Source organism: Corynebacterium sp. (genome assembly GCF_030826625.1).
Classification (GTDB): domain Bacteria; phylum Actinomycetota; class Actinomycetes; order Mycobacteriales; family Mycobacteriaceae; genus Corynebacterium.
The window spans coordinates 1-11,350 of sequence record NZ_JAPJNQ010000067.1 but is presented as its reverse complement, the minus strand read 5'-3'; the positions used below and the strand labels follow the sequence as shown (position 1 = coordinate 11,350).

At 57.6% G+C, this 11,350-nt stretch carries 9 protein-coding genes and 2 pseudogenes; 4 read left to right on the top strand and 7 right to left on the bottom strand.

Going from position 1 to position 11,350, the window contains the following annotated elements:
* Window positions 1–248 precede the first annotated feature (248 nt).
* Window positions 249–848 carry a hypothetical protein gene (locus RCH87_RS08345; protein WP_306516249.1) on the top strand — a complete coding sequence of 200 codons (600 nt, stop codon included), beginning with the start codon at window positions 249–251 and terminating at the stop codon, window positions 846–848.
* A 748-nt stretch (window positions 849–1,596) separates the two neighbouring features.
* On the opposite strand, the gene RCH87_RS08340 is transcribed toward RCH87_RS08345, so the two are convergent.
* Both RCH87_RS08340 and RCH87_RS08335 read right to left on the bottom strand, forming a co-directional pair.
* On the bottom strand, window positions 1,597–2,307 hold the full coding sequence (locus tag RCH87_RS08340) for a TetR/AcrR family transcriptional regulator (protein ID WP_306516248.1): 711 nt from the start codon (window positions 2,305–2,307) through the stop codon (window positions 1,597–1,599).
* Window positions 2,304–3,848 (bottom strand): MFS transporter, encoded by a 1,545-nt coding sequence (locus RCH87_RS08335; protein ID WP_306516247.1) that lies wholly within the window; start codon window positions 3,846–3,848, stop codon window positions 2,304–2,306. Before RCH87_RS08335 ends, RCH87_RS08340 begins: the two co-directional genes overlap by 4 nt.
* Window positions 3,849–4,149: 301 nt before the next feature.
* Here RCH87_RS08335 and RCH87_RS08330 point away from each other — a divergent pair, with 301 nt between their 5' ends.
* Entirely contained in the window at window positions 4,150–6,186 is a 2,037-nt protein-coding gene (locus RCH87_RS08330) for a BCCT family transporter (protein ID WP_306516246.1), read from the top strand.
* On the opposite strand, the pseudogene RCH87_RS08325 reads toward RCH87_RS08330, so the two are convergent.
* A pseudogene (locus RCH87_RS08325) lies at window positions 6,183–6,290 on the bottom strand (type II toxin-antitoxin system YoeB family toxin); the annotation flags it as partial. The gene RCH87_RS08330 and the pseudogene RCH87_RS08325 sit on opposite strands and share 4 nt — an antisense overlap.
* Window positions 6,284–6,529, bottom strand: coding sequence for a type II toxin-antitoxin system Phd/YefM family antitoxin (locus RCH87_RS08320; protein ID WP_306516245.1), 246 nt, complete (start codon window positions 6,527–6,529; stop codon window positions 6,284–6,286). The gene RCH87_RS08320 and the pseudogene RCH87_RS08325, both read right to left, overlap by 7 nt.
* A 79-nt stretch (window positions 6,530–6,608) precedes the next feature.
* Between RCH87_RS08320 and RCH87_RS08315 the strand changes: the two genes are divergently transcribed.
* Window positions 6,609–7,682, top strand: a complete 1,074-nt coding sequence (locus RCH87_RS08315) for a hypothetical protein (protein ID WP_306516244.1) — start codon at window positions 6,609–6,611, stop codon at window positions 7,680–7,682.
* Window positions 7,683–7,709: 27 nt separating this feature from the next.
* Here the strand turns inward: RCH87_RS08315 and RCH87_RS08310 are convergent, their stop codons facing one another.
* Window positions 7,710–9,086, bottom strand: coding sequence for an MFS transporter (locus RCH87_RS08310; RefSeq protein WP_306516243.1), 1,377 nt, complete (start codon window positions 9,084–9,086; stop codon window positions 7,710–7,712).
* 139 nt (window positions 9,087–9,225) lie between these two features.
* Here RCH87_RS08310 and RCH87_RS08305 point away from each other — a divergent pair, with 139 nt between their 5' ends.
* The gene (locus tag RCH87_RS08305) at window positions 9,226–10,266 is read left to right on the top strand and encodes a hypothetical protein (protein WP_306516242.1); all 1,041 of its coding nucleotides are present in this window, start codon (window positions 9,226–9,228) and stop codon (window positions 10,264–10,266) included.
* 44 nt (window positions 10,267–10,310) lie between these two features.
* Here the strand turns inward: RCH87_RS08305 and RCH87_RS08300 are convergent, their stop codons facing one another.
* Window positions 10,311–11,042 carry an ABC transporter permease gene (locus RCH87_RS08300; RefSeq protein WP_049167580.1) on the bottom strand — a complete coding sequence of 244 codons (732 nt, stop codon included), beginning with the start codon at window positions 11,040–11,042 and terminating at the stop codon, window positions 10,311–10,313.
* Between the two features lie 3 nt (window positions 11,043–11,045).
* Window positions 11,046–11,350 (bottom strand): annotated as a pseudogene (locus tag RCH87_RS08295) (ABC transporter ATP-binding protein); the annotation flags it as partial.

Here is an 11,350-nt window from a genome sequence, read left to right as displayed (position 1 = left end):
TCAGACAGGGACAGGAATAAGCCATACCGAAGCCAGCGACTAGTTCCACTGTCCTTTCGGACGGCGCGAACGATCATAAACATAGCCTGCCCAATCGGGTGGACAGGTTATGAACCTTCGGTGCCCTGATGTGGAACTGCTAACAACGTAATGGGGGCAACCTCAGTTATGTCTTGCGAAGGTTAAGCGAACGTATTATCGTTCACCTGATCTCATTCGTATTCGAGAATTCAGAAAGAGGTTTTTCCTTGAAGTTTGGAGCTAAGCTTGCTATTTCTATCGCACTAGCTTCTGTCTTCCTACCAGTGCCAGTCGCTACGTCAGCTGAGATTTCTCAGAATGAGGTTCAGCAGTCAACTAACACAGGGGCAGGGAATGATGTTCTTGGGGAAAGGATTGCTAAGGCACAAGAAGAGCGACAAGCGCTTCTCGTAATCAATGACGCTGATGAGAGCGGATATTCCGCTGAAGTAGTAAACGGTGATGTTCGTAAAGAAGCAGACACAGTATTCGTAGAAAGCCCGAATGGCGAAGAAGAAGCTCTGCCCACTTCAAACACTCTCACTACTGGAGAGAGAGTAAACATTGAATACTCGGTTGAGGGTGACCAGATCACTGCAAAGTATTCAATGAATGTTGATCCAGAGTTGGTCGACGCAACCCTCATTCAGACTCGGTCTGCTGCTGGGTGTGCGGGGGCTGTCCTTCTAGGGGGCGCAGGGACTGTAGCATCTGCAGTCGGAGTCGCATCTGCACCGCTCACAGGTCCTATTGGCCCAGCGATGGCTGCAGTTACCATGGCAACCGCATCTGGTTCTATCATGACTGCTGCTGACCAGTGCGGATAAATCTAGGTAACACGAAGAAGTAGGGGACAAAATGAGCCTTGGACGTAGAATGCTGATCATTGCGTTGAGTACAAACATTGCCTTGCTTTGCTTTGTGAGTGCTGTTTTACAGATAGTTCTGCCGAACGATGTACCGCAGTGGCTCATCTTTGGAAATATTGTTGTGTTCGTAGCGTGTGTATACTACACATACAAAGCAGTGACAGTGTGGTCGGATGAAGAAAAGGCAGCCACGATTAGTTGATTGCCTAATTTCTTGGAGCCCCCACGATTGCAGCATTATGGGATAGGGCGAACAAAGGGGAGTATTTCTTTGGCTGATGAGCCCGATAGTGATGCATTAATCGCAGAATGTGGTAGGGCTTTTTGTCTGGCAGTATTATGAATATCTCTCGTATAGTGCGGGTATCTTAAGGAGACTACTCTATTCGGGTGTCCACTAAACGAGGGTAACTTCACGCGGAGTTCTGTTAGTTCGAGTTTGTGTTGCAGATTAAGGGTGTTTAGGTGGTCACCCTGAACACCTGCGGACATGTTCATGGTCACCCTGAACACCTCTGTGGTCACCCTCTTGGACACCTGAGTCTTCTGCGGGTGCAGGTTTTCCGGGGCGTAATCCTGCTTGCACGAAGCTCTCGAGGGTTTCTGCCCGGAAGCGCTTGCCGACGACTACGTGTGGGCAGGACGCTAGCAGCGTTAGCATGCCAGCGCGCTAGCGCTCCAGCACGGCTGCGCCGGTCACCGGGCGTTAGTTACCCAATTGCGCCGCGTAGACCTTTGCGAGCGTCGCCAAGCTGGCATATAGAGTGTCGTTGTCACGATCGACCAGCCACAACTGCGCGGTGCCGAACAGCGCGCCGAGAATATTTTCAGCCAACATATCCGCTGGTTGCGCCCAGGTTTTCCCGGTAGCTGCGGCGAGGTAGTCCAGGATGCTGCCGATCAGTTCGCGATAGCTGGCGTTGGACTCTTGCATGATGACCCGCAGCTGCTCGTCCCGGGCACACATCAGCGCGAGTTCTTGCTGCGCGGCTTCCTCCCACGGGTCGCCGATCAAGTTATCGGCGTAGCTGGCAAAAGCGGCGTGCAGAATGCCTTCTGGGGAAACGGCCTGCTCTGCCGGGCTTGCCGCATGTTCCGGGGTGTTGGTTTCCGGGGCGGCGAAGCGTCGAAAAGCGGCCGTGGAGCGGTCAATATCGTCCCGGACGACGGCACGGATCAACTCATCCTTCGAGTGGAAGGCGTAGTGTACCGAGCCATGCGGCACCCCGGCTTCCTTGGCGACGGCGCGCGTCGTCAAGCCGAAGGCCCCATCGCGGGCCATGACGGTGTGGGCGACGGCGGTGAGTTCGCGACGGCGTTGCTCGGCGGGGATGCGTTTGCGGGACTGCTGGGATCCAGAGTTGGGGCTAGAGCTGGCACTAGCGTTGGATTCGGTGTTCGGGTGTGTGCTGCTCATCGCGGTGAAATCTCCTGCGGGTGGTGGACGGATTCCTCGATGCGGCGGGAATATTCGCGGATGCCCCACCAGCCGGCGGCTGCCGCGCCCAGGGCGATGAGTGCGCCAGCGCCAGTGGCGACATTCATGCCGGTCAGGTAGGCATCGTTGGCGGCGGCGATGAGCTGGCGTGCCTGGTCGGTGGGCAGGATAGCGGCGATCTCGTGTGCCCCGCCGAGGGTATCGCGGGCGCTGACGGCCTGTGCGCCCTCCAACCCATGCTCGTCGGCATGCAGATTCCGCGCATATACTCCCAGCCCCAGGGTGCCGAGCAGCGCGGTGCCCATCGCGCCACCGAATTCGTAGCCGGTTTCCGAAATCGCCGAGGCCGCAGAGGCGCGCGCCGGGGGAGCAGTACTGAGTACAACCTCGTTGGTCAGGGTTTCCGAGAAACCGATGCCGAAACCAACCGCGGCCGCCGCAGCCACGACCAGCAGCATCGTCGTGCCGGTATCTAGGAAGGATGCCAGACCGAAACCAAACGCGGTGATCACAGAACCAATGGTGATGACCTTCCGGATAGAGACCCGCTTGGCGACGGACGGCGAGATGAATGTGCCGGCCATCGTCGCCACGGCCAGCGGCAGCATCCACAGGCCCGCGCTCATGGAGCTATGGCCTTTGACCAGCATGAGGTACTGCGGATAGAAGAACGTGAGCCCCAGTAGTGCGAGGGTGGCCAGCATGTTGACGGTGATCGCGGCGGCGAATCCTGGGCGCGCGAAAAGCTCCAGGTCGATCATCGGGTTGGATATACGACGCTGGCGGCGGATGAATAGCGCGATGAAAGTGATGCCCGCAACTAACGCGATGACGCTAGCCACCGATGGTTGTTTGATCAGGGTTTTCAGCGCGTAGACGACTGGCAGCAGCCCGGCGATGGATAGCGCAGCCGAAGGGTAGTCGAATTTCTGTGGGTTCGGGTCGCGTGATTCTGGCAGCAGGTACCACGCGGCGGGTAGGAATAGCGCCATGACCGGGGCGTTAATCAGGAATACTGAGCCCCACCAGAAATGTTCCAGCAGCAGACCGCCGAGTACTGGGCCGAGCGCGCCACCGCCACCGAAGGCGGCTGCCCATACGGCAATGGCCAGTCGTCGTTCGTGCGCGTTGTCGAAGATGGTGCGGATCAGCCCCAACGTCGAAGGCATGAGGGTGGCCGCGGAGGCACCCAGGGCGGCGCGGGCGAGAATCAGCAGCTCCGGGTTGGGGGCGAATGCCGTCGCCAAGGAAGCCAGGCCGAATGCGGGGGCGCCGATCATGAGCATGCGTTTGCGGCCGAAGCGGTCGCCGAGCGAGCCTGCCAGCACCAATAGCCCGGCTAGCAGGAAGCTGTAGATGTCGATGATCCACAGCATTTGTGCGGAGGTGGGGCCGAGGCCTGCGCTGATGGCGGGCACGGCGATGCTGATGACACTCATGTCGATACTGAGCAGCAGCACGGGACCGACGAGTGTCGCTAGCGCGAACCAACGTGCCGCGGGGGATTGCATCGCTGTCATGGGTTTTCAGCACCGCCTTGTGGGTTGAGATATGTGTTGAGGTTTTACTTGAGATGCAGGTTGCGATCTGCAGTGCGAACGCGACCTAGTTGGCCGGGTGGCCAAGTCGACTTCCGCTAGTCTGCCATAAACTTGGCCGTCTGGCCAATAGTGGGGCGTGAATATACAACGTGATTTATGCGACAGGCTGTCTTATAGTTGCATAGCAGTTATCTCGGAATTTGTTGAGAAATGCTGGGAACGGCAAAACAGCAAAGAGAACACACCCCAGAATTGAAGAACAGTTACAAGGAGAGCGGCGATGGCGGAAAATGATGCCGAAGGTGCAGGCACAAAAGCCAAACGCATCTTGCGGGAGGTGACATACCCGCACAATATTCACCCCGCGATGGTGCCGGGCGTGTCCGTGGAGGATCAAAAGATCCGCTATCGCGTCGACAAGCCCATGCTCACAGTGGTGGGCGGCTTGGTTGTGGCGTTCATCCTGTGGGGCGTGCTGGCGCCGGAGCAGGTTTTTGATGTCTCCTCCATGGCACTGGATTGGATCATGACCAACCTGGGTTGGGTGTTCACCATGATCGCCGTGGTGCTGTTCTTTGTGCTGCTGGTGCTCGCGTTCTCCAAATACGGCCGCATCCCCCTGGGGCTGGACGACGAGAAGCCGGAGTATTCCACGCTGTCCTGGGCAGCGATGCTGTTTGCGGCTGGTATTGGCATCGGCATTATCTTCTTTGGCCCGTATGAGCCGCTCAGCCACTATTTATCTCCGCGGCCGGGCGCTTATGAGGCAGCCAGTGAAGAGGCAATCAAGGGTGCGATGGTGCAGTCGACGCTGCACTGGGGTGCGAGTGCCTGGGCAATTTACGGAATCGTTGGCTTGTGTGTCGCCTATGTTTCTTTCCGACGCGGGCGGGTACCTCTGATGAGTTCGATCATGTTGCCGCTGTTGGGGAATCGTTCTACGGATTCGCTGCCGGCGCGCATTATTGATGGTTTGGCGATTATCGCCACGCTCTTCGGTACCGCCGCAACCTTGGGTATTGGATCTTTGCAGATCGCCAGCGGCTTTGAGGTGGTTTCTGGCTGGTCGACGGCTGGTAATACCGCGGCCCTGATTATCATCATGGTGCTGACCATCGCGACGATCGCCTCGGCGGTCTCCGGCGTGGCCAAGGGAATTCGTGTGCTGTCGAATATCAACTTGGTGCTCTCGATCGGCATCGCGGTGTTTTTCTTTGTCGTTGGTCCGACCGCGTTTTTGATGAATGCATTGCCAGCGGTGATGATCGAGTATTTCGCATCATTTGGTGACTCGATGTCCGCGCACATGGGCGAAGGCGAAGAAATGCAGGCGTTCTTGTCCGCGTGGACCACGTTCTATTGGGCGTGGTGGATTTCCTGGGCGCCATTCGTGGGGGTGTTCGTCGCCAAGATTTCGCGTGGGCGCACCATCCGCCAGTTTGTGCTGGGTGTGTTGTTTATTCCGTCGACCATCATCATGACGGCGTTTGCTGTGCTGGGTGGTACGACGATTTGGCTGCAAAACCGTGATCATTCGATCGCGCCTGATGGCACGGCTGATTCGATGCCGGCACCAGAAGAGATTTTCTTTGTGGTGCTAGACCAGTTGCCGGGCGCGCAGGTGGTAGCGCCGATCATCATCGTGGTGCTGATTATTTTCTTCGTGACGACGGCCGATTCCGCGTCGTTGGTGAACTCACAGCTATCACAAAAAGGTAACCCTAACCCGAACCCGTGGATTACGACGTTCTGGGTTTTGTGCATGGCTGGTATCGCCGTGGTGATTTTGCTTTCGGGCGGACAGGACGCGCTACGCGGTATGCAGAATCTGGTGGTGGTTACGGCATTACCGTTCGCGTTCATTTTGATTTTGATGTCAGTGGCATTGTTTAAAGAGCTGCGGAATGACCCATTTACCGTGCGCCGGATTTATGGGGACCGTTTGGTGGCGAATTCGGTAAAACAAGGCGTGTCGAAATACGGAGACAACTTTGCGTTGTCGATTGAGGAATGCCCGCCGGATAGCGATTATTCTGCTGGTGGTAACTGGGATTCGCATGCCGCCGAGAATGTTGGTTGGTACACGCGCACCGACGAGCAGGGCCGCGCCATCGAGTACGACTACGAGACTGGCGAGTACTTGGAGGATATGGAGCCTTACGACGCCACCGAACGCGCCGCTCGGGGGATAGCCGAGCAGGTTGCGGTGGCTGGTGAGGGCGCTGACGACGCTGGTGATGCTGATGAGGACGCTGGCGGCGCTGATGACGCTGGTGGCGCTGGCGGTGCGAGGTCTGGAAACTCTAGCGGGTCTTAACGCCCATAGTGGTATCTGCAGGACGCAATGCGAAGTTCATCGCCGAAAATTTTATAAACTAGCCGGTGCTCATCTGTGATTCTCTGCGACCAATAACCTAGAAATCCCGTTGAGTGCCGCCACCATTTTCGAGCTGTTCAATTGAGGCTAATAGTCGGCGAGCGTTAGCCGGGCTTTTGAGTAGGTATGCGGTTTCCTTTAATGATTCATAATCATCAAGCGAGACAACCACTACCGGATCGTGTCCTGCGCGTGTAATGATGACTTCTTCACGATCATTAGTCACGGTATCAAGCATCTCAGTAAAGTGCGCCTGTGAATCGGAATAGGACATGGTTTTCATAGGCGCCTCACACTCTCATTTATCGGTGCAGAAAATTGTACGCTGGTGCTTTTCTGGCTGCAATCTGTGTGCTCCTACAATGAAGCAGGTGACCGAATCGCCGCACCTGCACCATGAACCCCCCGCATCGCAGCGGGAAAGCGCTGGGCAGTCAACAACTCCGCCGAACCTGCCGCCAGCTGGGCCGAGCTGGGCTGCTGCGGTGATGGGAAGTGCCTCGCTCGCGCAGGTCGTCGAAATCTACTGGGGTGCTAGCGTCGCCGGGCATGCCGCAGCGGTGATTTGGCATGTCCTTGCCACGGCTATGCTGGTGTGGATCATCGCGGGTTTTATGCGGCACCGTAACCCACAGTTTGTGCCCGAACACCTCCCGGCGTGGGCGATGACGGCGATGGGGATTCTTGCGTTGTCGATGGCGTCGTCAGTGGTGCTCGGCTGGTGGTGGTTGCACGCCGTCTACTGGGCAATTGGCACGGTGCTGGCTTTCGTGGTTTCGATTCGTTACCTGTCCCACCTAGTGCATTTGCCCAGGGCTGAGTATTCTTCGGTGAATTTCACGTGGTCATTGCCGCTGCTCGCGCCGGTGGTGAACGCGGCGTCGGCGGGAATGCTCGCCCGGCACATCACCGATGCCGGTGGTAGCGGCACACTATCGTTTCTTGTGCACGCTATCGGCGTAGTCGGTTTGTTGCTGGTGTTGGTTACAGCTGTGCCGTTGCTGGTGGGAATTTATAGTGGGTTGGCCCGACAGAAACTAAGAATACCGCCGAATTTCGCCACTATTTATTGGATCCCGCTCGGCTTGGTCGGTCAGGCTACGGCCGCGGCGCAGTTGTTGGGGCGCAGCGAACCATGGGACCATATTGCCTACGGGTTTGGCGTGGTGACCATGGTGATCGGCATTCCCGTAGCGATTATCGCGGCCACCAAACACTGGTCACAAGTATCCCGTAATTCCATGGCCTATAATCCGACCTGGTGGTCATGTGTGTTCCCGCTGGGAACTGTGGTCTCGGGCCTTAACCAAATGAATAACGCCAGTGGCCAAGCCGTGTGGATTGGCATCGGTAACGTGCTGTTGTTGCTGCTCATTGCGCACTGGTGCTGGGCATTTTTCGGTGGTGTGTGGCATATTCAGCAGCGGCGCGGTTAGTTCGAAGTGCCCGGGCCGGTGGACACATTACTTTTGCCCTACTTGCCACCGCCGCAGACCAACCCATCCCAGCCCCAACACGACCAGCACCACGAACCCGCCGGAAGCCACCGCCGCTGCGCTATAAAAATTCACAAACACTGAGGCCACAGCCAATACCCCGATCGCCCCGATGCGCCCGACGACGCCGACCAGCGAGGTTATCGCGCCGATGCGTTCTACTGACGACGCCCGCCGCACCCCGAAGGTGGAATAGTTGGCAAAAACGATCAGTAAAAACGCCAGCGCCCCATAAAACACCAGGTAGGCCCAGCCGTCGACAAGATACGACAGCCACGCTAACCCCGGGAACGCCACCACGCCGGCAACCACGAGCGCGCGCCGCCGGAACAGCACTTCCGGGCGAATAAAAGAGGCCCCAAACGCCATCCCAATAAACAGCAAATATAAAAACAGCAGGTGCGACTCCCCGAAGCCCTTTTCCAAACCGACGGCCTGCCACAATTGAAAATGCAACTGTAAAAACGCCTGCGCGATCACCGCAAGCAGCAAAAACTGCCGCAACGCCGCCGAATTCCGCATCTCCTCCACGGTCGCACGCGCGTGTGATCTCAGCTCCTGCCACAGCCTGCACGCACCGCCAATCCGTGCGGCTTCATGCTTGTCGACGCTCGCCCCGGTTTCATTCCCGCCGACGGTTGCCACCTTGTGCTGCTCCGGGATCCGGAAGAACAACGCGATCGTGACGACGGAAATCACCGTGGCTCCAACAGAAATGAAATAAATATTCGCGCCCACCGACAAATACAGCAGCGCGCCGATGGTGCTGCCGATCATCATGCCGAGGTACGCACTTTGCCCTTCCTTGCGCACCAACCAGGAAATGCGTGATTCAACATGATCCGGCGCATCCACCGTGCCTGCTAGGCCATCCACCGTGCCTGCTAGGCCACCCACCGTGCCTGCTGGACCTTGCCGGTTTTTCGCATTGTTGATCAGCGCGGCATCCAGGGTGCCGGATTCTAGGGCCGTCGCCAAGCCATAAATGATCCAGGCCAGCAGCATCAATGGAAAGCCGTGCCCGAAAATCACCAGCACGAAGAATATGCAGAACACGAGTCGGGAAATAAAATACAGCGTGCGGCGGCTGATCATGTCTGCGATGGAGCCCGAGGGGAATTCGAAAAGCAATACCGCGATGCTAAAACCGGCCTGGACCAGCAGGATCTGCGACAGGCTTAATCCCTTGTCCAGCAGCAGTGGCGTCAAAATCGCGTGCGGGACCGTCAGCGCGAGGTTCATGAGTAACTCGGCGGCGAAAAATGGCGTGGCGACGTCGGCAAGAACGCGCAGCTGCTCCCCGGACTGCATGCGCCCCTGCTGGCTGGTTTTCGGTCGCGCCACGGTGGTCCTTATCGCTGAGTTTTGCCTATCTTGATCATCTGATTGACAAAACAATAGCACTGTGACCGGGGCAAACAAAACTTGATGAAAATTGGGCCCCGACCTTACTGTGATGTAGGTCGCGTCTAGAATGGGGTAAGTGACTGAATCGCCGCACTTGCACCACGAACCGCCCGCGCCGCGACCGAAACGCGCTGCACTGAGCCTGCCGCCCGCTGGCCCCGGGTGGGCGGCGTCTGTGATGGGTACGGCGGCGCTCGCACTGGGCGTCGAAGCCTACTGGGGAGCTAGCGTCGTCGGTCACGCAGCGGCGGTAGCCTGGTATTTCGTTGCGACGGTCATGTTGGCTTGGGTGATTGTCGGATTTGTTCGACACCATAACCCACCGTTTGTGGCAGAACACCTCCCGGCCTGGGCGATGACCGCCATGGGGGTGCTTTCGCTGTCGATGGCTACCTCTGCGGTTCTGGGCTGGTGGTGGTTGCACATCGTCTATTGGATTTTCGGTACTGTGCTCGCCTTCGTGGTGACTGTCCGGTACCTGGTTTATTTGCCGAGTGCACAGTATTCGGCGGCCAACTTCACCTGGGCGTTACCGCTGCTTGCTCCTGCGGTGGCCGGAGCCCCGGCGGGAACGCTTTCCCAGCACTTCACCGATACCGGTGGTAACGGCACGCTATCGTTTCTTGTGCACGCCATTGGCGTGGTGGGGCTGTTGATGCCGCTGATTACAGCGGTTCCGGTGCTGGTAGCGGTGTATATCGGCCTGGCCAGACAGAAATTAAAAATGCCGCTGAACTTCACCACCATTTATTGGATTCCCCTCGGTGTGATCGGCCAGACCACAGCCGGTGCGCAGTTGCTGGGGCGCAGCGCACCCTGGGACCATTTTGCCTACGTATCCGGTGTGGTGATCATGGTGATCGGCATACCGGTATTGCTCATCGCGGCCTCGAAACACTGGCCGCAAGTATTCCGCAATTCCATGGCATATAACCCCACCTGGTGGTCCTGCGTATTCCCGGTTGGAACGGTGGTCTCGGGCTTGAATCAACTCACCAATGCCAGCGGCCATAACGCGTGGATGATCGTCGGCACCCCAATGCTGCTATTGCTTATTGCGCACTGGTGCTGGGCGTTTTTCGGTGGTGTGCTGTATGTGCAGCGGCGGCGCGGGTAGACAGTGAATCTAGCCGACGCTTCTGCACCTTTATTTCACACCCCCTACTTCACATCGCGCTTCTGGTTGGCGAGAAAGCCCAAGCCACACAGCACGACCAGCCAGCCAACCAACACTGCGGCGCCAGCCCAGCCGGTGTGGATGTAGTCGTAGAAAGCAAAACCGGTGGTCAACGAGCCAAAGGTGGTGTTAGGCAGCAGTTGGGCGACTGGGCGTAGGAATTCGTAGATCATCGCGGCAGAGCCCAGCAGTTGCTCAACGATCAGCATCCAGACGATCGGTAGTCCGACCGCCGCGATCTGCGAACGCACCAGCGCGGCCAAACCAACCGCAGCCACGGCATACAACGGGTAACCAATGAGCACAGCCCACAGGATGCTGGTGGCTCCACTGGAATCTAGGTGCAAACCAAAAATTGGCGCGACCACGAGCGATATCCCGATAGAAACCGCGAGCAACACCAGCACAAACACCCCGGTGACCAGCATTTTTGCCGCTAACCAGTTCCAACGTTGCGGTTGGGTCAAAAATGCCTGCCCGTGCATGCCGTGCGCCAGATCGCGTGAGGTCGATGCCGCAGCATAGATAATCGCGAGCATCTGAAACAGGTCCCCGGCAATCAGCAGGTCATTCCAATAAAAATCCGTCGTGGAATCCGAGGCGAACAGCCCCATCAACACGACGGGTCCAGCAATCGAACCCACCAGCAGGATCGCGTAGACCCACGTGCTGCGCAGACTCGTTAGTTTTGCAATTTCTGAGCGGACTACATTCATGGTTTAAGCGCCTTTCCGGGTGGAATATTCTTGGGCATCGGCGGTAGCAGTCAAGAAACGCTGCTCCAGGTTCTGCGATTCGGTGCGCAGACCAATAATTGGGATTTGGTGTTCGGCAGACAGCTTGCCGACGAGCCGGCGGATTTCAATTTCCTCCGTATTTTCCGGAACCTCCAGCGCCAACACGCCAGCATCCCGCGTCGACACGTCCAACCCGGCTGATTGCAAACGCTGCGTGAGCTTGTCGACGTCCTCGCCACCGGTTTCCACCACCACTTTGGTGCCGCCGCGCAGGAATTCCTCCATTC

What these genes read in the sequence shown, in the direction of transcription:
- RCH87_RS08340 (WP_306516248.1), bottom strand. Translation starts at nt 2,307, where the DNA reads ATGAGCAGCACACACCCGAACACCGAATCCAACGCTAGTGCCAGCTCT.
- RCH87_RS08335 (WP_306516247.1), bottom strand. Translation starts at nt 3,848, where the DNA reads ATGACAGCGATGCAATCCCCCGCGGCACGTTGGTTCGCGCTAGCGACA.
- RCH87_RS08330 (WP_306516246.1), top strand. Translation starts at nt 4,150, where the DNA reads ATGGCGGAAAATGATGCCGAAGGTGCAGGCACAAAAGCCAAACGCATC.
- RCH87_RS08320 (WP_306516245.1), bottom strand. Translation starts at nt 6,529, where the DNA reads ATGAAAACCATGTCCTATTCCGATTCACAGGCGCACTTTACTGAGATG.
- RCH87_RS08315 (WP_306516244.1), top strand. Translation starts at nt 6,609, where the DNA reads ATGAAGCAGGTGACCGAATCGCCGCACCTGCACCATGAACCCCCCGCA.
- RCH87_RS08300 (WP_049167580.1), bottom strand. Translation starts at nt 11,042, where the DNA reads ATGAATGTAGTCCGCTCAGAAATTGCAAAACTAACGAGTCTGCGCAGC.